Here is a 19,372-nt window from a genome sequence, read left to right as displayed (position 1 = left end):
TCCGAAGCAAGACTTCCGGAAGCGAGGGCCCCAAGTGCGCGGGTGTGGCTAGTTGCGCACGCGCAGCAGCAGCTCGGCCTGCATCGGGCTGCGGCGGCTGGTCGCCGTGCCGAAGCGGTTGTTCGTGGGGCGGTACTGCTCCTGAACGAAGGTGACGTCGCTGTTGTTCAGGACGTTGAACATGATGAGCGTGAGCTCCATCTTGGTCTCCTGCGTCTTCACGATGCGGTTCAGGTCGTAGCGGGCCTGGACATCGAACATGAACTGGCTCGGCTGGCGCAGCTCGGAGATGGCCGCCGGGTCATTGAAGTCCGGCAGGCCGGTGTTGGTGTTGTAGGAGTGGCCGGTGCCGCGCTCCGAACGAGACACGCGCTGCCGGTCGACCGTGCCCTCGGTGAACATCCACATGGGCGCGCCGGTGCGGTAGTTGAACCGCACGCCGAAATCGAGACCGAACCGCGTGGTGTACCCGATGGCGCCCTTGATGGTGTGGCGGATGTCCTCGGGGGACGGACCCTCGAAGAAGCGCTTGAAGCGCGGGTTCACCCCGTAGCCGTCGAAGTAGTCGCCCACCGTGCCGTTGCTGTAGGCAAGGGTGTAGCTGGCGAGCAGATCCCACGGGCCCGTCTTGCCCTGCGCCCACAGGTCCATGCCCTTGTAGTCGCGCCAGGCGTCATCCGGGTTGTGGATCTTCACGATGGTGTGATTCACGCCGTCCACGTAGCCGACCACGCGCGAGCCGGACGGATCCCAGATGCGGTTCATCTCCTCGTCCACCCACATGTTGGCGTACTTGCGGTAGGTGAGGTCGACGCCGATGACGGAGCCCTCGGTGATGGCGTGGTGCAGGCCGAGCGCGAGCTCGTCCACGTGCGGCGGCGTGTGGCTCGTCTTGTCGAAGTAGCGGCCAGAAGCGCCACCCGACACGCTGCACTGGGGGTTGCCGACGGTGTCCGGCGCACAGTCCGCGAAGGCGCCACCGGCGAAGGTGGACCGCACCGTGGTCAGCTCCGGGTTGGCGTGCTGCGCGATGAAGACGTCGCCCACTTCGTTGGAGCGGCCGTAGTGCACCTTGACCAGCGTGCTGCGGTTGCCGAACAAGTCGTAGGTGGCCGACAGACGCGGGCCCACGCCCACCAGGTTGGTGATGAACTGGTTGTCGTCGCCATACAGACGGCCCACGTCCGCGCGGAGGCCCGCGACCAGCGTGAGGTAGCGGTTGACGTTCCAGCGGTCCTGGAGGAAGGCGCTGGAGATGAGGGTGCCCGCCTCGGTGGTCAGCGGGGCCTGCGCGCCGTCGGTGTTGTAGAAGTCCAGGCGCTCGTTGCAGAACTGGAAGGTCGACGGGTCCTCGGGGTTGCACTCGCCGTTGCGGTCATTGAAGCGCTGGTTGCCAATCACCTGCGTGGTCTTGTCGCCGCTCAGGTAGCTGAACTGCAGACCCGCCTTCATCTGGTGGTTCTTGAGCTTGAAGAGCAGCGTCGGGTCGAACTGGTAGCGCATGCGCTTCTCAGTGACCAGGTTGCCCACTTCGTTGCGCAGCGCGCCGGCGTTCCGGTACGTGACGCTGTTGTAGGTGTGGGAAATCTCCTGCGAGTCCTCGTCGATGGGGCCCTGCCAGATGTCCTTGAAGGTGGTGCCCGTCTGGAGCTGGAAGAGGACGTTGTCGGAGATGCTGCGGTCGTAGTTGACGATGGCGAAGAAGCCGCCGCGGTCGATCTGCGTCTCCGCCTCCGGGGCGGCGAACGTCGAGGCGACCTGGTTGGTGATGGTGTTGTTGTCGTAGTTGAACGCCAGGGACAGGCGGTCCTTCGGCGTGGGCTGCCAGGTGAGCTTCAGGCGGGCCAGGCGCGTCTGCGTGTCCGTCGTGCGGCTCTCCTCACCCAGCGGCGTGTCGCGCTGGGAGAAGTTCCACTGGCCGGAGACGTAGAACCACAGCTTGTCCTTGATGATGGGGCCGCCCACGCCCACCAGGGGGCTGTAGAAGGCCGTCTCGGACAGCGGCACCTCGTTCTGCGTGTAGTTGGCCACGTTGGGGTTCTGGTTGGCCGCGCCCCGGTACTTCGCGTTGGCCCACGCCGGCGAGAGAATCATCGTCACGTCGTAGGTGAACTTGTTGGAGCCGCTCTTGCTGACGACGTTCTGGATGAGGCCCAGCGAGTTGTACTGGGCGTCCAGACCGCCGGTCATGACCTCGAAGTTCTCCACCGCGTAGAAGCTCATCGGCGAGCTGATGCTGCCGTCCACCACGTCGGACGTGTCCATGCCGTCGATGAAGAACTTGCCGTAGCGCGACAGGCCGGCGCGCAGGCTGGGCGCGTTGCCGTTGCCCACGCCCGCCACCAGCTGGGGCATGGCCTGCACCTGCGTGAAGACGGGCGAGGTGGCCGCCTTCTCCGCGTTCATCACCGCGCCCATCTGCGCGGAGTCCGGGTTGATGATGGGGTTGACCTTCTCGACGATTTCGTAGGTGGCCACCGCCGTCTGCTCGGTGAACACCTCCAGCTTCACGTCCACCTGCGAGGCCTGGCCGAGCAGGACGGTGATGCCCGTCTTCTTGATGGGGGCGAAGCCCGGGACGTTGACCTCCAGGGTGTAGTTCTCGCCCGGGGGCAGGGTGTCGAACTCGAAGCGGCCGTCCTCGCCGCTGGTGCGCGACTGGGGCTGCAGCAGCGCCGGGCCCGTCACGGTGAGGGGCACCTCGGCGAGCGGGGCGCCCGTCGGGTCATAGACGTAGCCGGCCATGCGGCCGTAGTTCTGGCCCGCGGCGAGGGCGGGCACGGGGAGGGCCGCGACGAGCGCGAGCAGCAGCGCGAGCGCGCCGCCGCCCCGGAAGAAAGGCGTCTTCATGGAAGGGCTCTGGGAAGAAAGGGTGGCGCTCACAGGGTGCTCCCCACGACGAAGAGCACGCCGGCGTACCGGGTGACGGTGGAGAGGTTGAGCTCGGTCTCCGCGCAGGTGTCGACGCACAGGCCGGTGTAGCTGGAGGCGGGCTTCGCCGCGGTCGCGGTGAAGGTGCGCAGGCGCACCACTGGCGACCAGCCTTCCTCGCCGGGGAGGGCCGAGAACAGGTACACGGGCGTCTCCGTGGTGGGCGCGCCCGTCGGCGGGCTCACCAGGACGCCGTCCATCACCCGCACGTTGCCGGTCTCATCCACCTGCACGGGACCGCCGTCCAGGTAGGCCAGCTGCAGGCCGCGGTACCAGCCGCCCTGGGCGGTGAACTCGGAGCCCGTGCGCAGGGGGTTGAGCTGCGCGGACACGTCGATGATGGCGCGCAGGGCGAGCGTCGTCTCTTCCTCGGCGGCGCCACCGAAGGCACCCTTGGTGAGCGAGGCCACGTCCTTGATGGAGTTGCACTGCTCGGCGCCCGTGCCCGTCCAGCGCGCCACCTTCATCAGGGGCAGCACGGGGGGCGTGGTGTTGCCGGTAACGGTCAGCGGTAGCGCCGCGAAGAGGGGCCACTGCACCGTCTCCGGGTAGCTGTCGAGACGGAAGTCAAAGTCCGCCTTGCCCGTCTTGCAGCCGTCCGCGAAGTCGTACGAGGTGGCGACCACCCTGCTCGCGGGCAGGAACGGACGCCCGGTCTCGTCCACGGGGACGCCCGAGTTGGTGAGCACGCCGCGGTCATCCTTGCGCTCGGTCGCGACCTGTCCCAGGTTGTAGAAGGGCACGTTGGTGCCCCTCACCCGGGCCGCCGCCGGCCGGTAGATGCCGCTGGTGGGCCTGAACTTGGAGTCGAGGTTCGTGGCGTCGATGACTCCCTGATACTTGTCACCGACCTCCTCGTTCGACTCACCACACGCCACCGCACTCAGGGCTGCCGCGAGCCCGAGTACGCACTTCATTTTTGTCTGCACGGAAAAAACCTCTGGGGATGGGACGAGGTGGCGGCCCTCTAGCACGAGTCTCACGTCCTCAGGTATCAGTTGAGTGGCGTCCTCGTGACAGACCCCCGTTCTGCTGGCGCAGCACGATTACATCCCGAGGACTCTTCCCCAGCTTGTGGTATGCCCTGCCCCGGCATGTTCGCGCAGCAGACCGACCCTCCCTCGCGCATCCTCGGCTTTGCCGCCTTCTCGATTGCCGTGCACGTCGGCATCGTGGCGGTGCTGATGTTGCTGGTGAAGCCCATCGCCCTCGAGGCGGAGCAGCCCATCGAGGTGGTGCTCAACCTCGTCAAGGCCCCGCCTCCGCCGCCTCCGCCGCCCCCACCGGCGCCGAGCAGGACGACGCCCCGTCAGGTGGAGAAGAAGCCCCGGACGGAGCTCCGCACTCCCGTGGAGGTCAAACCCGTCCCCGTGGAGGCGCCCGTCGAGCCGGAGCCCGCGGAGCCGGAGCCCGAGGCGCCCCCCGAAGAGGGCGGTGTCGAGGGAGGTGTGGCCGGCGGGGTAGCGGGTGGGGTTGTCGGAGGAGTAGTGGGAGGCGTCGTGGGCGGGGTGGTGGGTGGAACGGGCCCCGCCGAGCCGGTGAAGCCCAAGAACGTGCCGCCCTTCGTCATCCAGCGTGACGTGGTGCGCCAGACGTCGCCGCGCCTGTCGGAGGTGTTCAAGCAGTCCCACCGCGGTCAGACGCTGCAGGGCATCTACAAGGTGTGCGTCTCCACCAGCGGCAGCGTGTACGAAGTGACGCCGGTGAAGTCCGTGCCTGGCGCGGACGAGGACATCATCCAGGGACTCAAGGCGGGCTGGGAGTACAAGCCCCAGAAGGTCCCAGTGTGCTTCCTCTACAACATCCCTATCACCATCCAGTAGGTACGCGCCTGCCTCCGGCCCGCCGCGAAGCCTCGCGGAGCCGGAGGCGTTGCTCGGGGCGGCTTCAGCGCTTCAGCGCGTAGGCCGCGTCGTGAGCCGAGGGACGTCGGTGCCGGTCCGCTCACCGTCCGGAGGGCCGTGACGGGGTGTTGGCCATGACGTGATGTGCACGGCACGCCGCCGTGACGGGTGCATGCGACGGTTCCTGCTCAGGTGATCGCCATGCAGACCGAATCGCACCCCTCGACTTCGCCTCTTTCGCCGGTGGACCCACTCCTCGGCCAGGTGCTCCACGAGCGCTTCCGGGTGCTGGCGCCGCTGGGGGCCGGGGGAATGGGCCGGGTGTATCGCGCCCTCCAGCTCCCGCTCGAACGGATGGTGGCGCTCAAGGTGCTGAGCCCCACGTTCCCCTTCGCGAACGACCCGGAGTTCCAGCGGCGCTTCTTCCTGGAGGCCAGCGTCACGGCGAAGCTTCGCCACCCGAACACCGTCACCCTCATCGACTACGGGAAGACGGATGACGGGACCTTCTACATCGCCATGGAGTACCTGGAGGGGCGCACGCTGGCGGAGCACCTCACCGCCGGGCCGCTGCCCTGGCCGCGCGCGGTGGACATCGCCCAACAGGTGTGTCGGTCCCTGCGCGAGGCACACCGTCTGGGAGTGGTGCACCGCGACCTGAAGCCCGCCAATGTGATGCTGTTGGCGGAGGAGGGGAGCGCGGAGCGCGACCACGTGAAGGTGCTCGACTTCGGACTGGTGAAGCCCTTCGTCGTGGAGGGCGCCAGCCACCTGTCGGTGCCTGACATCACCCAGGTGGGAACCTTCCTGGGCTCGCCGACGTACATGGCCCCGGAGCAGGCGCGCAACCTGGCGGACGCGCGCAGCGACGTCTACGCGCTCGGGGTGGTGCTGTACCAGATGCTCATGGGGCGGCCGCCCTTCCTGATGCAGGACCCGCTGGAACTCATCTTCGCGCACCACAAGGAGGTCCCACCGCGCTTCCAGGTGGTGCGCCCGGACGTGGCCATTCCCGCGTCCGTGGAGACTGTCGTGCGCCGCTGTCTGGAGAAACAGCCCGCGCACCGCTACGAGTCGATGGAGGCGCTCCTGGAGGCATTGCGCGGAGCAGCGGGTCCGGGCACGGCCATCTCGCTGGATACCGGCCCTGGAGAGGCGGTGACCGGGCCTGTCGGCATGTCCCTCGCGCCATCGATGCGGTCCACCACGAGCGGTGTTCAGGGCACCCTGGTCCTGGACATCATCCTGGACGAGTCCTCCGTGCTCAGTCCGGACTCTCCGCGTCCGGGCTTCCGCCGAAGGGCGCTCAGGATGGGAGCGGGCCTGGGCGTGTTGCTCGTCTGCGGAGCTGGCGCCTATCTGCTCGGGGCCCGCCGTCCGCGAGCGCCCGTGGAGTCGCCGCCGTTGGTCGCGGTGTCCTCGCCTTCCGAATCGGTGCGGCAGGCGCCACCCTCCGTGACGGCGCCAGTTGCGCCTCGCCCCGTGCGCTTCCACATCTCCAGTCAGCCGGAGGGGGCGCGTGTCTTCTGGAAGGGAGTGGAGCGGGGCACCACGCCGTTCGTGTTGGAGGTGCCACCCGACGCGGGCGGCATGGCCACCGCGGAGGTGACGTTCGTGCGGGAGGGGTATCGCTCGGACCGGATGCTCGCCGGGGGCTCGGGTGAGGTGCTCTTGAGTCAGCGGCTGCAGCGTGAGCGCGGCGGACGCTCGTCGTCCCCGGGTACGTCCTCTGCCAGCGCGGAGGGCTCGGGGAGCTCCGAGTGGATGTCAGGAGCGTCCCTGAGCGCGCCCATGCCCCTGGATGTCCCCGGGGCCGCGAAGCCCATGGCGGAGCAGCCAGGCGCGGTGGCCGAAGGCACGCTCCAGGTTTCGGCTCCCACGGGGCCCATCCAACTGCCGGAGAACGCGAAGCCCCCCGTGGAACATGCGGGCAACCTCCAGCCGGAGTTCCCCCAACATGCGCGTGCCGCGGGGCGCGAGGGACTGGTCGTCCTCAAACTGGTCGTCACGGAGCGCGGCGAGGTGCGCGACGTCTCCGTGATGCGAGGTGAAGAGCCCTTCGTGTCCGCCGCGATGCGCGCGGTGAGCACCTGGCGCTACCAGCCCGCGTTGCTCGAGGGTCGGCCTGTCGCCGTCTACCGCGTGGTGAAGGTGCCTTTCCGTCTGCGGCCCTGACGCCCGCGCGAAGGGGACCCGCGCGGGCTCCTCTCTCCACGGAGATGCTGGGAGGTGCCTTTTCGCCCCGCGTGCGCCCAGGCGAGTTGGCGCTTCATCTGGGCCACCTTGATGCAGCCTGACCGCATCTCCAGGCGGGGGACGCGGACACTATGCCGAGGCTCCCACCGCCTCGCTGTAGTAGGTTTCCCTGAATGGTACGTACTTCAGTGCTGATGCTTATCGGGTTCCTTGTCTTCGCCTCCACCGATGCCCCGGCCGCGCCTCCTGCCGCTGGCGCCGCGAAGTCCATCGAGGAAGCCTCGAAGCGTTTGGAGAATGCGCGCGCGGCCCTGACGACGGCCGTTCAGCGAATCGAACAGGAGCCGCCGCGCGGCGCAGACCTCGACGCCGCCCTCGCGGCGGTGGAAGCGCTGAAAGAGGCGCTCAATGCGGGAGCGAGCTTCGAGACGGAAGATCTCGAATACGCCAAGAGCGTCCTCGCCGCGCGGAAGCAGCTCCGGACCGACCGCGAGTACGTCGATGAGCGGCGGGCGAAGGTCCACATCCACGATTACCGCCGGCGCATCGACAGCGCGCTCGCGCCCCTGAACGAGCGCATGTCGAAGCTCGGTCAGGGCGACCCGGGCTCCAAGGCGATGGACGAGGCGCGTGCCGCGGTGGACGTGCTCGAGAAGCTGACGGAGGAGGGCCGGCCCCTGAAGAGCCAGGACCCGAAGTTCTCCTCGTACCTCACCGACGTCGAAGCGACCGTCGCCCGTCACAGGAAGACGCTCGATGAGCGGTGGCTGCAACTGTCGGCTCAGAAACAGCGCGGCCTCCTGGATGCGAGCCGCAAGTCACTGGCGAGCGCGCTCGCCGACCTGGGAAAGGCCTGGTCGGACGAGAAGTTCACGGCCGCCGACAAGGCGACGGCCGCGCTGCAGAAGCAGCTCGAGGAGGGCAAGCCGCTCGAGGTGCAAGACAAGGCGTACCGCGCGGACGCGGACAAGGCTCGCGCCGAGGTCACCCAGGCCCGGCGCCAGATGGATGAGTCCGTGGTGCAGGCAGGTGTCTCGCGGGTGAAGGTGGAGCTGGAGCCCGCCCATGAAGAGCTCCGCGCGTCCGCCAAGGCGCTCCGGGTGAAGCGGCCCACGCCCGAGCAGCTCGCCGAGGCCAAGACGGCGGCGTTCGTCGGCCGGAAGCTGGTGGACAAGTACGAGCCCCAGGCGGCGAGGAGTCAGGCCATCGGTCAGTACCTCGCCGAGGTGAAGAACACGCTCGTCGAGGTGGAGGTGGTGCTCCAGGTCCGCACCCTCGATGCGGCTCGCGCCGAAGTCATGCAGGCCCTGCGCAACATCGAGAAGCGGGCCGCGACCGCCGAGCAGTTCGAGGAGGCGAAGACGGCACTGGTCGTCCTGGAGAAGACGCTGGAGACGGTCCACGCGAAGAACCCCGCCATCAGCCCAGCCGCCGCCGACGCGCGCCAGTTGCTCAGGGATGGGCGGGCGACGATGGAGCGGCGCCGGTACGAGGTCGACCTGCAGCAGCAGCGCGTGAAGGTCGACGAGGCGCGGAAGAACGCGGCGGCGCTGGTCATCCAGATTCAGAAGGAGACGCCGTCGCCGGCGCAGCTCCAGGAGGCGGAGAACGCGGTCAAGCAGATTGGCGCGGTGCTGGAGGTGGGTGCCCCGTTCGTCAAGAAGGACCGCGACTACGCGCTGTACGCGAAGGAGACCAAGGAGCGCATGGCGGACCTGGGCGAGCGCATCAACCGGCGGAAGATCGTCCTGGCCGCGGCGGATGCTCGCGTCCAGCTTGCTTCCCGGCTGACCACGACGAAGGAGAAGCTCGAAGCCGCGAAGGGCATCTCATCGACCGACGGCGACGTGGAGACCGCCTCGAAGAGCGTGGATGAGGTCATGCAGATGTTCGAGGCGAACGCGGCGTTGGAGCGGCAGGACGCGGGCTACGCGGCGTCCGCGGAGCGGGCTCGCGCCGAGTGGCTGAAGCTGGTCGAGGCCCTCGAGTTCGCGAAGCAGGCGCGGGCGCTGCGTCGGTTGACGGGTGAGGCCCTGGGCGTCGCCAGCAAGGCGTCGGAAGCGGCCGCGTCCTCCACGGACCTGCGCAAGAAGAAGGAGCTGTACGCGAGCGCGCTGGAGAAGCTCACGGCCTGCCAGGACGAGGGGGCCAGGATGGTGAAGGAGAACGCCAGCCTCGCCACGGTCGACGTGCTCGTGGGCGGCACTCCCACCCAGCCCCAGGAGGTGATGGCTCAGTGCGCCCAGAAGGCGGAGGCGCTGCAGGCGCCCCAGAAGAGGGCGGACGTGGAGCTTCGGTTCCAGGATGGCCAGAGGAAGGCCTACGACTCGGCGAAGTCGCTGCTCTCCAAGGGACGCAAGAACGAGGCGCTCTCGCAGCTCAATGACTGCATCGCGGAGGGGCGAATCCTGGAGAACCGATACCCCGACTTCAAGGAGCAGAAGTTCGACATCGGCGGCGCCAGCATGAGCATGCTCGAGCTGATTCAGGTCTGCGCCAAGGAACGCAAAGCGCTGCAGCCCGCCCCCTGACGCGCCGGTGCATCAGGTGACAGACGTGTGAGGTCCTGGGGTGGCCGAGCCGCGCGTGCCTATGCTCCGCGCGGCTCACCTGGGAGGGCAGGGCGGCGGCGGCGAACAGGGGTGTGCCATTCCCCGTTCCACGAGGCCATCGCCAATGCTCCGTTCCCTCAAGTCGCTCCGGTGGGTGTCTGTCTTTCTGCTGGCCGCCTGTGGTTCCTCCGACCTGCCCGCGGGTGAGGCGCCGCCCGCCGTCGACACCGTGGAGCAGGGGGTGCTCTTCCCTCCGCCCACGCCGTCGAGTGGCAACGTCCTGGACAGCACCACGTTCCTGGGCAGCGTGGCGCTCCCCGGCGCGGTGCAGACGTCCTTCACCACGCCCCTCCAGTACTACTCCTTCGCCATCAACGTCGCGGCCGGCTCGAGCGCGAAGCTGGAGGTGACGCACCTGGGCAGCAGCATGTCCCTGGACACGGGGCTCTTCGTTTACGGCCCCAGGGATGCCAGCGGCAGCTACGGCACCACCGTGCGGGCCCAGGACGATGACGCGGGTTATGGCCAGCTCAGCAAGGTGGCCTCCGTCACCTTCGCCCAGGGCGGCGAGTATCTCGTCGTGGTCAGCAGCGGTGAGGGCGCGGGCAAGCGTTTCCGCCTCCAGCTCGACTGTCTCAGCGGCAACTGCGAGCCGGTGGACCCGTCCGTCTACGCCACGTGTGACCAGTCCCGGGTGGGTCCCCGCGTCGAGGACTGCATGGCCCACTGGGACGCGGAGGGCCTGCCCGTCAACGAGGCCTTCGCCCTGTGCTTCGGCGCGGATGACGCGCACGCGCTCTACGAGGGCGCATGTGCTCCGTCGGCCTCCTCCAAACCCGTCTGGTGCGCGGGCGGCGAGGCCACGTGGACGCAGCGGATGTGGCCGGTCTGCGTGTCCGACTACACGGTCGCCTATGGGCTGTATTCCGTGTCGCTGGGCTCACGGCCGGTGAGCACGGGCCTGCAGTCCAAGCTGTCGGCGGCCAACGCGGCCTGTGGCACCTCCTCCGCGTGCTACGGCGAACTGCGTGGCTACTCCTTCCCCTGGAGCCACTCGACTCCCGCGAGCCTGGACAAGGTCGCCGAGGCCGTTTCCCTGACGGAGCAGAGCAATGCGCTGTTCGGCGCGCGCCTGGCGAATACGACCTACGCGCAGTTCGCGCAGTCGCGGCTGCTCTCCAGGCTGTCTTCCCTGCATCCGGCCCTGGGCCAGGAGTACAGCAACGGCTCCGAGGCGGTGCAGGTGACGGGCTGGCACTACAGCCGGGAGATGTGGCCGGACGCCTGCATGATCTGGGAGCTGTATGTCATCTACTTCCCGGAGTCGCGCGGCGTCCTGGTGTTCGAGCAGGACTACGCCCGGGACTGCTGACGTCCGTGGTGACAGCCTTCGTCCGGGGTGGCCCTCGTCGCTGGAGGGTCCCCGGCCGAGGATTCTCTGTCGCCGTGGCCGCCGCGCGCGGGCCCGCGAGCGCCCTCATTTGACAATGTACGATTCGGATCGTACTTTGTCGTCGCCATCCTGATGTGGTGGGTGATTGCCTTTGATTCGCCATGGCGTCCCCGAAGGGGGGGCGGTCGGGGTGGTGTGTCGTATTGATGGAGTATCGCGGGCCTGCCGCCTTGCCTGGACTGTTCCGGGGAGGGATGGCAGCGCATTCCTCTCGATCTGGAGTGTCAGCCATGACGAAGTTGATGAGAATCCTGAGCATTGTCCCGATGGTCCTCGCGCTGGCCCTGTTGCCGGCGTGCGAGACGACTGTCTCGGGCTCGACGACCATGACGTACAATCCGAGCACTGGGAAGTTCGAGGGCACGGCGACAGTCACGGTGACCATCAAGAAGAAGTCCCTCAGGGCGGGCGCCGTTGCTGGAGGCGCCTCGGGCCTGGAGATGGCCCTCGCTGGCATTGGCGGGGCGGCTCCGACGCTCACGAGTCCCTTCATGAACGTGGCGGTGCTCGGCTCGCGCGGCGAACAGCTGGGCGCGGCCCCGTTCGAAGTGGTTCAGACCGAGGCGGGCACGTACGCGTTCAGGGATCCGGAAGCGGTGGATGCGTGGCTGGCTCAGCTCGGGGAAGCCGCGTCCGTTGTGATGGCTTTCGATATGACCGGTGATGGCAACCCCTTCCAGGCCACGGTGTACAGTGAAGGCGTGAGCCTGGGCTCGGACATCATCGGCGAGTAGCGCGAGTCTTTCCGTTCTCGTGCCATGCGTGGGACGTGCCGCTCTCTTGGGGGCACGGTCCACCGTGGGTCATTCGCATCCCACTGGAACGTCAGCGGTTGGGCTTGTTCGTCGGAGGAGGGCGGGGCTTCAGCCCGCAATCACTCGCAAGCATAGAGAGGGCCGGTGGCGACGTTGGAGACTTCCTGTGCAGCCGTCACCACGCGGTAGCGGAACCGGATGGAATAGCCCGGCGGGTTCCCGGACGTCGGCGTGACGCAGGACTCACTATACGTGGCGCTGCCATCTCCCCAGGGGGAGTTGAGGACCTCGCCGTCGAAGTACATCGTCCGCGACCACTGGCTCCGGTAAAGCGGGCTGCCACCCGTGGAGCCGCCAATGCACGTGATGTCAGTGGAGGTGCTCGAGCAGGAGATGGAGGCGGTGGGAGCGACCAGAGCGGCGTGACTGTCTTCGAGTGTGGGCAGTCCAGCGCCTTCCTGTTGGGGGGCGCCCTCACCACAGGCCATCAGCAGGCTCGTGGCCATCAGCGAAATGATGCGCAAGGTGCTCTTCATGGGAGTGCCCTCGTAAAGTGGTGGGTGCATGCAATTCATAACATGCCGCGCTCCTTTCAGGGACGCGCCCAAGGTCTTCCCTGGCGGCCCCGCATGGGCCCCCTTGCCATTGCAATCCAAGGCAACCTAGGTTCGAGGTCGCGGTTCTTCCCCTTGGAGGCATTCAATGAAAAGGCTGCTCTTGGGCGTTGTGCTTGCGGTTCCCGCGTTCGTGGGCCTCGGAACGTCCACCTATGCCCCGAAGGCCGAGGCGGCTCCAGCCCAGAGCTGTGAGTGGGATTACTTCTCGGATGACACCTATTCGGAGATGGTGGGCAACGAGACCCAGACATGCAGCGGGCGGCGGTACCTCTCGGGCGTCCGGACGTCGTACTCCCGGCTGGTGTACTGCTTCCCCTGTTGAGGGAGCGGGCCCCGCGGTGTCCCACGCGGCGGTTTCATCCCCCGTGAAGGGCGGCCCGTTCTGGGAGGAAGAGGAGTGGACCCTCCTCCTCCCAGGTCGTTTCCCGGGCGCGTGAGCCGCTCAGCAGCCCACGCCGCCCTGGCAGTACGGGACGACGCCCAGCTCGGCCTGCACGCCGCCCAGGGGCGAGAAGCCGAAGTTCCACGGGCTGGCGCCCGCGCCCCACATCAGGCCCGTCAGCGTCACCCCGTTGCCATTGAGGAAGTACACGGGGGAGCCGCTGTCACCGCCAGCGCCGTTCTGCGTGGCGCTGGTCGCGATGTAGTTGCAGTAGAACGTGTGTGGCGTACCGCCCGAATTCACCGTGGCGCACGCCCACTGGATGGTGCCGCTGGTGGTGCCCGTGGTGCGGCCCGTCTTGAACACCGTCTGTCCCTGGGAGGGGTACAGCACCTTCCCCGTCACTTCCGGCCAGGCGGAGATGTTCAGGTCGAACGCGCCCGGCGTCTGCACGACGTAGGTGGCGATGGCCGCTTCCCCGCGGAAGAAGGCGCTGTCGCTCGAGCGGCAGATGCGCCCCGCCGGGCAGCTTCCTCCGCTGGCGTAGCCGGGGTCCGTCGTCTCCGTCCCCACCAGCCACGGCGCCACCGCCTGGTACGCGGGCGTTGACTCCACCCCGCCCTGGACCTGGGTGCAGTGCGAGTTGCTCACGAAGCCCAGCGTTCCGCCCTGGAGCGCGGGGAAGCCGAGCGTGCAGTACTTGCCCGGCGTCTCTATCTGCAGTCCGCCCCCCACCGGTGTCCATCCGCTCTGCACGTTGGTGGGGTTGATGGGCCCCCACTCGACGATGTCCACCGCGTCCCGAGCCACCGCCAGGCGCGCGATGGCCCGCTCGACGATGGCCCGCGCCTCGGCCTTCTCGACGCCAATGGCCACCCGGTTCGACTTCTCGTCCACGTCCGTGAAGACGGTGCCCGGCAGCGCGAGGACGTCCGGTGTGAGTCGCTCCTGCAGGGCCTTGAGCTGGGAGAACGTCCGCGTGGCGGGCTGTGTGACGACGCCCGCCTGGGGAATCCTCTCCGCGCCGAACACGGAGGCGATGGCCCGGCGCGCGGCCGGCGCCGCGGTGGCATTCACCAGGCGCACCACGAGCCGCCCCTTCTCATCGTGATACATGCCGCCGAAGCCCGGCACCTCGCGCTCCACCTCAAGCAGCGCTTCATCCAGCGTCCGGGGACGCGCGGCTCCACTGGCGGGCTCCGCGAGCACTCCCACGGGGCCTTGCGCGGGCCCTCCGGCCCACACTGCTTCACTCCAGCCTCCCAGACACAGCGAGGCACTCCCCACCACGACACGAAGAATCGCTTGCTGGCGCATGACGTTCGCCCCCCATGACATCGAGTGATTCCCGGCCAGTCACGGCGGACACATGCCGGGCCCTGCGGACTGGCACTCCATCACTTCATGCGGAGGACTTGAAGTCGTATTGCGGCTTTTTCTTGAATTTCCTGGCGAAGTCGTCAGGTCGTCATCCCAATCCAGGCGCGTGCATCCGGCAGATGCGTGGAGAGACCGAACGCTCGCGTGAAGGTCATCGTGATGCGAGACAGGTCACCGAAGGTGGACTCCAAGCAGGACATCCTCGGTGAGCGAGTTCGCACCCTGGGATTCCACGAGACGCCGCTCCGGGCGGTCATCGCGGACAACCTGCCCTGAGTCGTGGGCTGACCTCGCGCACCGGGTGTTAGCGTGCCGGCATGCCCACGCGCCTGCACCTCTCGCGGCTCGGCCTTGTGACTGCAATGACCGTGGGCTGTGGCTCTCAGGAATATGCCCGCCCTCCTGGCGGCGACGCCGTCGGACACATCACGGTTGTCCGTCCCGCTGAGCGCTTGACCCTCGCTCCCGGCGTGCCGGTGTCCATCGAGTGGGTGTCGACCGTCGCGGGGGCGACCACGGTGGACCTGCTCGCCGACGCGGATGGCGATCCGGAGACGACTTCGGATCAGATTCCGCTCGTGCTCGGCACCGCGGCGGCCACGGCGCTGACGGTCTTCGACTGGCGGACCGCCGACGTGCCGTTGGGCCGGTATCGCGTGCTCGCGCGCATGCATGACCGGAAGGGTACGCACGTCAGCATGGCGCCCGGCGTCGTGGAGATCGTCGAGCCGCTCCTCAAGGTGGAGAACCTCGAGGAAGGCGAACGGCTAGTGAAGGGGGATGCGTGCACCCCCAGGCGCCGACCTCACCTGGGGATGCCTCATTCCTACGAAGCGCCGAGGAAGCTCACAGCTCGTTGAAGATCATGAGCCCTCGGGAGGATTCGGCGGTGTAGACGTAGCCGTCGCCCGGGACGCGCACGCCGAAGAGGCCCTCGAAGAGGCTGTCACCCCGGAGCGGGTCCGTCTCGCGGAAGACGTGGTGGTGTGCCACCTGGCGAAGCTGGGTGGGGTTTGAGACATCCAGCACGCGCAAGCCCTCCTGGTACCACGCGACGTAGAGCAGGTTGCCGCGCAGGATGAGGTTGTGCATGGAGGTGACACGTCGCATCTTGAAGGTGCCAATCTTCACGATGTTCGCCGGGTCGGTGACGTCGAGCGCGCGCACGTGAGAGGCATTGAACTCACCGCCCTCGAAGGCGATGGTCTTCCCCCCGAAGGTGCCTACCGCGTTGTGGTGGGAGAAGCCATTGGGAATGATGTAGCGGCCCACCTCGCGGATGTCGTCGAGGTTGGCGAGGTCGAAGAGGGCATAGCCGTCGCTGGAGTCGCTGATGTACAGGCGCCCCTCGTAGACGAAGGAGTCGTGGGGACCCCCTGGGATGACGGTGCGCAGCACCGGGTCAAGTGGGTGGGTGAGGTCGTAGATGAAGGTGCCAGAGATGGGGACCATGGCGTAGAGGAAGTTGCCGTCGACGAGCACCGTGTGCGCGCCTCCGTCTCCGCCCGTGGACAGGCTGCGCACGAAGAGGGGCTCGGCGGGCTGGGAGATGTCATAGACGACGACGCCCGAGTCATTGCTCGCGACGTAGAGCGCGTTGTCCTTGGCCCACACGCCATTCCAGAAGTTGTCCCCAGGCAGGCTGATGGAGGCGGTGCGCACGGGGTTGCGCGGGTTGCTCACGTTGAAAACGGTGAGTCCACCCAACTGGTCCTGGTGGGGCATGGAGACGACGTAGGCGTGCCCCTTGGTGACGTAGATGTCCACGGCCAGGCCCGTGGAGACGCGGTGCTCGGACAACAGCGCGAGCCCGCCCGAGGACTCGGGCTCGGCCTCCTGTTTGACGACGCGGTGGGCCTCGAAGGTGCCGCCCTGGGTGAACTGGCCTCGGCGGCAAGATGCGAAGCAGCCGGTGAGGATGTTGGGGGCCTTCGTCTCGCAGCCCGTCAGGTTCATGACGGTGCCGGTTCGCGGCACCTGGCCCTGCAGCACAAAGCGGTCTCCCTCCATGACGAGCTTGAGAACGGGCTGGTCATACAGGGTGCTGGTGCCGCCGTCGTCGCGAAGCAGGAACCCCGTCGAGGAAGGGACGATGCGGGTGCCGCCATCCGGCAGCGCGCGCTCTCCCCGGAGCTCGACCTGGTAGATACCCTCCTGGGCCAGCGCGCCGAGCGACTGCGTCTCACACTGGGACAGGTCGAAAAGGTCGGCGCGGTCGAGTTCGTTGCAGATGGTGGGAGAGACGTTCCGGGGGTCGAACTTGCAGTCGGCCAGGATGCCCTTGTCCTCGACGTCCCCATGCTCCTCGAGCGGTACGTAGGTGCCATCCCAGACATAGGGACCGGCATCCACGCCCGCATCCGGTCCCGCGTCCGGGTTCTCATTGGGGCCCGCGTCCGGTCCAGCGTCCGGGGTCTCATTGGGGCCTGCATCGCTGCCCGCGTCCCGGCCCGCGTCGGGGGTGGATGGGGAGGGTGGGTCCTCGTCGCAACCCATCAGCGGCGAGAGACACAAGGTCGAAAGAATGAGCCCTAGGGTACGAAGGGAGCGTGTCAAGGAGGGACCTCGGAGGTAGGGGGGACTCCATGTGGCGTGTGGAGTGTGCCTGCCAACGGGGGGCTCAGGTCGTCGTACTTCCGGGGCGTGCGGGTCCTTGCTCCACGAGGGGAACTCAGGACTGGTGGCCGTCCAATCCCGGGTTTCCGGACACCCTGGTCGCTGATTTGCATCGCAACCGTCCCGCCCTCCGGAGCACGGACTCACGGAGGCTGGCGGGAACGGCCTCCTATCCCGGGAGGACACCCGCGCAGGTGCGCGTCGGCCCGTAGGGACTCAGGCCGCGCGCTCCTCGCGCACCGTGAAGTAGGCATGGCGTCCGGTGCCACAGCCGGAGCATGTCCACTTCGCCAGGACGAGGTGCTGCTCTCCGAGGACGACCTCCTCCAGCTTCGGTGCCCCGGCACCGGCCACGCCGCACGCGCAGCGCACTCCGGACAGCCGCGCGTGCAGCTCGCCCACGGTGGCGAGCGACATGGCCTGAGCGGGGCTGTCCCCTTCGACAGAGGCGAATTTGCGCGAGAACGCCCGCTTGCGCTTTCGCGCCCGCACGTCCCGGAGGAACGCGCGCGGCCCGTCACCCATGAACATGAGGAGCCCGCCCAGCGCGAGGCCCCCCAGCCCCATGGCCACGCCGAACCAGGTGAACCCGGACTGGCCTCGGCCTTGGTTGCCGTGAGTCGTGCCGAGCGTCACCTGGTAGCCGGCGTGGGTCTCCATCCGCTTCAGGGCTTCCAGGTGCGCCATGAACCGGGCGGGCTCCACCGCGTCCGCGAGGCTGTGGTAGCGGTACTCGAGGAAGAGCACGTTGTCGCTGTCCTCCGTCCAGAACCGGTAGTCGAGTGCGCTGGCGGGTCCTTGGACGGTGTCCCGTTGGTGCCTGATGCGCATGGAGTGGAGCGACTCGAAGCGGATGCGTTGCAGCACATTCACCGGGTGCATGATGGCCAGGGGCATGGTGCGCTGGCCGATGCGCGGTCGGGTGAGGTAGCGGGTGATGGTGGATGCGGTGAATTCGCGCTGCTGCTCCAACCAGAAGGACTCGATGACGTAGCGCTCCACCAGGGTGATGACGTTGCGCTCCGGGTCGTCCTGCACGGAGAGCGGCGCGGTGGCGCGAATCGTCGGGTCATCGCGCGCATAGAAGTTGAGGTACTCACGCTCCACGTCCTTCAGTGACGCGGTGGAGAGGTTTCGGCGCATTTGATTGGCACTCGGACCCTTCCAGTGCGTCGTCACGGTGAGGGTCACGGGTTGGCCGTCGGCGCTCTCCGTGTAGGACTCCTCCCGTTCCATCACGGGCTCCAGCCTGAGCGGCTCCGGAATCTCCACCAGTCCCGTGGTGGCCTCGTCAATCGGCAGGGCGCGGCGGAACGGCGGCGGCTCGAAGGACTCCAACGGACCGCGCTCGTGTGAGGCCGTGGGGTCCAGCCAATAGTCGTGCCCCTCCAGGCGCGCCTGGACGATGACGTGGTCGAACACGACGGGAGACGGATGCATCGACTCCACCTTCTGCTTCCAGGCGGAGTGGACGAGCGCCGGCCTGGCCTCGATGCCGAGCGCTCGCAGCAGCGTGACGAGCAGCAGCGTCTTGTCCTTGCAGTCACCAAAGCGCCGCGCGAGCACTTCCTCCGGAGCATGGGGGCGGTGCGAGTTGGGACCCAGCTCCATCCCCAGGTAGCGCACCTCGTCCTGCACGAAGCGCAGCGCCCCGAGCAGGCGCGCGGAGGGGGAAGCGTGCGCCGCGCGCAGTCGCTTCACCTCTTCCTGGAGCGTCGGGGGCAACCGCGCGGGCGCCTGGTAGAGGGGCACGGCCCAACGCGCCACCGCGGCCCAGCTATCGAACTCGCTGAGCTGCAGCCAGGGCCAGGGCTGGTACCAGGAGGGGAGCGAGTCATCGATGCTGAGCGCCGGCACGTCGTGCTGCTCCCAGACGTACTCGCGCACACCGCCCGCCTCCTTCACGGAGGGAGACACGTCCGTGCCGTGTTGCTTCACATGCAGCCCGCGCGCGGAGGGCCATAGCAACCGGTAGCGCCAGTGGCCCAGGGGCGTGCCGTAGCGCGTTTCCACGGAGGCGAGGAAGCGGCCGTCGAAGACAGGGTTGTCGCCCTCGACGGTGAAGTCGTACTCGATGACGTCACCCACGCGCACGTCGCGCACGAAGATGAGCGCGGAGAGGGTGCCGTTGTAGAGCCGCTGCTCCAGCTCGCGCTCCTGCTGGATGACCTTCACGGCCTGGGGCTCCAGCACATCCTTGCGTTGCCCGCCGCGGTGCAACCAGACGCCGTGCAGGGTGAGACGCTCGAAGGATGGGTCGAACGTCACGTTGATTTCGGCGGCTTCCTCGATGCCGCCCTCGGTGAGGACGCGTCGCGCGTAGTGGGCATAACGCTCCACCCGCGGGCGCTCCGCGCGCACCTGGAGATCGGCGAGCGCGTAGTGAACGCCCCCGGTTTCGCCCAGGGGCCGCGAGTCCCTCGTCTCCAGCGCGACCGGGCGCACCCAGGCCGCGGGAGATTGGACCCGGAAGGAACGCTCTGTGTCCTTGGGGGCCGCGCTGGAGGGGAGGGTGAGGCCGAGCAGCAGGGCGGTGAGGGGCGCGAGGAGATGAACGGAGCGCATGCGAGGAGGGCGAGAATGGAGGCATGCCCCATGGGCTCGCAAGGACTCCGGGCGGGAGTCGAGCCATGCGCCGACGGGCGG

At 67.9% G+C, this 19,372-nt stretch carries 14 protein-coding genes; 8 read left to right on the top strand and 6 right to left on the bottom strand.

Annotated elements, in window-relative coordinates; translation table 11 throughout:
• Positions 1–48 precede the first annotated feature (48 nt).
• Together HUA78_RS02305 and HUA78_RS02300 are read right to left on the bottom strand one after the other, a co-directional pair.
• Positions 49–2,850 (bottom strand): TonB-dependent receptor, encoded by a 2,802-nt coding sequence (locus HUA78_RS02305; protein WP_174475568.1) that lies wholly within the window; start codon positions 2,848–2,850, stop codon positions 49–51.
• Between the two features lie 29 nt (positions 2,851–2,879).
• Positions 2,880–3,848, bottom strand: coding sequence for a hypothetical protein (locus HUA78_RS02300; RefSeq protein WP_174453380.1), 969 nt, complete (start codon positions 3,846–3,848; stop codon positions 2,880–2,882).
• A 177-nt stretch (positions 3,849–4,025) separates the two neighbouring features.
• Between HUA78_RS02300 and HUA78_RS02295 the strand changes: the two genes are divergently transcribed.
• The 5 genes from HUA78_RS02295 (at position 4,026) to HUA78_RS02275 (ending at position 11,710) form a co-directional block, all read left to right on the top strand.
• Positions 4,026–4,754, top strand: coding sequence for a PaxA (locus HUA78_RS02295; protein WP_174453381.1), 729 nt, complete (start codon positions 4,026–4,028; stop codon positions 4,752–4,754).
• 222 nt (positions 4,755–4,976) lie between these two features.
• A complete protein-coding gene (locus HUA78_RS02290) occupies positions 4,977–6,950 on the top strand; it encodes a TonB family protein (RefSeq protein ID WP_174475566.1) in 1,974 nt (657 codons plus the stop codon).
• 194 nt (positions 6,951–7,144) lie between these two features.
• A complete protein-coding gene (locus HUA78_RS02285) occupies positions 7,145–9,502 on the top strand; it encodes a hypothetical protein (RefSeq protein ID WP_174475565.1) in 2,358 nt (785 codons plus the stop codon).
• 145 nt (positions 9,503–9,647) lie between these two features.
• The gene (locus HUA78_RS02280; protein WP_174475564.1) at positions 9,648–10,895 is read left to right on the top strand and encodes a hypothetical protein; all 1,248 of its coding nucleotides are present in this window, start codon (positions 9,648–9,650) and stop codon (positions 10,893–10,895) included.
• 311 nt (positions 10,896–11,206) lie between these two features.
• The gene (locus HUA78_RS02275) at positions 11,207–11,710 is read left to right on the top strand and encodes a hypothetical protein (RefSeq protein WP_174475563.1); all 504 of its coding nucleotides are present in this window, start codon (positions 11,207–11,209) and stop codon (positions 11,708–11,710) included.
• Between the two features lie 140 nt (positions 11,711–11,850).
• Here the strand turns inward: HUA78_RS02275 and HUA78_RS02270 are convergent, their stop codons facing one another.
• The gene (locus HUA78_RS02270; RefSeq protein ID WP_174475562.1) at positions 11,851–12,267 is read right to left on the bottom strand and encodes a hypothetical protein; all 417 of its coding nucleotides are present in this window, start codon (positions 12,265–12,267) and stop codon (positions 11,851–11,853) included.
• A 166-nt stretch (positions 12,268–12,433) separates the two neighbouring features.
• Here HUA78_RS02270 and HUA78_RS02265 point away from each other — a divergent pair, with 166 nt between their 5' ends.
• Entirely contained in the window at positions 12,434–12,670 is a 237-nt protein-coding gene (locus HUA78_RS02265; protein ID WP_174453387.1) for a DUF6289 family protein, read from the top strand.
• A 120-nt stretch (positions 12,671–12,790) separates the two neighbouring features.
• On the opposite strand, the gene HUA78_RS02260 is transcribed toward HUA78_RS02265, so the two are convergent.
• Entirely contained in the window at positions 12,791–14,047 is a 1,257-nt protein-coding gene (locus HUA78_RS02260; protein ID WP_174475561.1) for a hypothetical protein, read from the bottom strand.
• 207 nt (positions 14,048–14,254) lie between these two features.
• Between HUA78_RS02260 and HUA78_RS47200 the strand changes: the two genes are divergently transcribed.
• Together HUA78_RS47200 and HUA78_RS02255 are read left to right on the top strand one after the other, a co-directional pair.
• Complete coding sequence (locus tag HUA78_RS47200) at positions 14,255–14,386, top strand: hypothetical protein (protein WP_256433092.1); 132 nt, start codon at positions 14,255–14,257, stop codon at positions 14,384–14,386.
• A 41-nt stretch (positions 14,387–14,427) separates the two neighbouring features.
• On the top strand, positions 14,428–14,970 hold the full coding sequence (locus tag HUA78_RS02255) for a hypothetical protein (RefSeq protein WP_174475560.1): 543 nt from the start codon (positions 14,428–14,430) through the stop codon (positions 14,968–14,970).
• Here HUA78_RS02255 and HUA78_RS02250 read toward each other — a convergent pair.
• Both HUA78_RS02250 and HUA78_RS02245 read right to left on the bottom strand, forming a co-directional pair.
• Entirely contained in the window at positions 14,957–16,606 is a 1,650-nt protein-coding gene (locus HUA78_RS02250; protein ID WP_174475559.1) for an LVIVD repeat-containing protein, read from the bottom strand. The two genes, HUA78_RS02255 and HUA78_RS02250, sit on opposite strands and share 14 nt — an antisense overlap.
• A gap of 336 nt (positions 16,607–16,942) precedes the next feature.
• Positions 16,943–19,291 carry a DUF3857 domain-containing protein gene (locus HUA78_RS02245; RefSeq protein WP_174475558.1) on the bottom strand — a complete coding sequence of 783 codons (2,349 nt, stop codon included), beginning with the start codon at positions 19,289–19,291 and terminating at the stop codon, positions 16,943–16,945.
• Between the last annotated feature and the right edge of the window lie 81 nt (positions 19,292–19,372).

The organism is Myxococcus sp. CA033 (assembly GCF_013336625.1).
GTDB lineage: Bacteria > Myxococcota > Myxococcia > Myxococcales > Myxococcaceae > Myxococcus > Myxococcus llanfairpwllgwyngyllgogerychwyrndrobwllllantysiliogogogochensis.
Note: the sequence above shows the minus strand (reverse complement) of the source record. Positions and strands in the feature narration are given on the sequence as shown.

What these genes read in the sequence shown, in the direction of transcription:
- HUA78_RS02305 (WP_174475568.1), bottom strand. Translation starts at nt 2,850, where the DNA reads ATGAAGACGCCTTTCTTCCGGGGCGGCGGCGCGCTCGCGCTGCTGCTC.
- HUA78_RS02300 (WP_174453380.1), bottom strand. Translation starts at nt 3,848, where the DNA reads ATGAAGTGCGTACTCGGGCTCGCGGCAGCCCTGAGTGCGGTGGCGTGT.
- HUA78_RS02295 (WP_174453381.1), top strand. Translation starts at nt 4,026, where the DNA reads ATGTTCGCGCAGCAGACCGACCCTCCCTCGCGCATCCTCGGCTTTGCC.
- HUA78_RS02290 (WP_174475566.1), top strand. Translation starts at nt 4,977, where the DNA reads ATGCAGACCGAATCGCACCCCTCGACTTCGCCTCTTTCGCCGGTGGAC.
- HUA78_RS02285 (WP_174475565.1), top strand. Translation starts at nt 7,145, where the DNA reads ATGGTACGTACTTCAGTGCTGATGCTTATCGGGTTCCTTGTCTTCGCC.
- HUA78_RS02280 (WP_174475564.1), top strand. Translation starts at nt 9,648, where the DNA reads ATGCTCCGTTCCCTCAAGTCGCTCCGGTGGGTGTCTGTCTTTCTGCTG.
- HUA78_RS02275 (WP_174475563.1), top strand. Translation starts at nt 11,207, where the DNA reads ATGACGAAGTTGATGAGAATCCTGAGCATTGTCCCGATGGTCCTCGCG.
- HUA78_RS02270 (WP_174475562.1), bottom strand. Translation starts at nt 12,267, where the DNA reads ATGAAGAGCACCTTGCGCATCATTTCGCTGATGGCCACGAGCCTGCTG.
- HUA78_RS02265 (WP_174453387.1), top strand. Translation starts at nt 12,434, where the DNA reads ATGAAAAGGCTGCTCTTGGGCGTTGTGCTTGCGGTTCCCGCGTTCGTG.
- HUA78_RS02260 (WP_174475561.1), bottom strand. Translation starts at nt 14,047, where the DNA reads ATGCGCCAGCAAGCGATTCTTCGTGTCGTGGTGGGGAGTGCCTCGCTG.
- HUA78_RS02255 (WP_174475560.1), top strand. Translation starts at nt 14,428, where the DNA reads ATGCCCACGCGCCTGCACCTCTCGCGGCTCGGCCTTGTGACTGCAATG.
- HUA78_RS02250 (WP_174475559.1), bottom strand. Translation starts at nt 16,606, where the DNA reads ATGGGTTGCGACGAGGACCCACCCTCCCCATCCACCCCCGACGCGGGC.
- HUA78_RS02245 (WP_174475558.1), bottom strand. Translation starts at nt 19,291, where the DNA reads ATGCGCTCCGTTCATCTCCTCGCGCCCCTCACCGCCCTGCTGCTCGGC.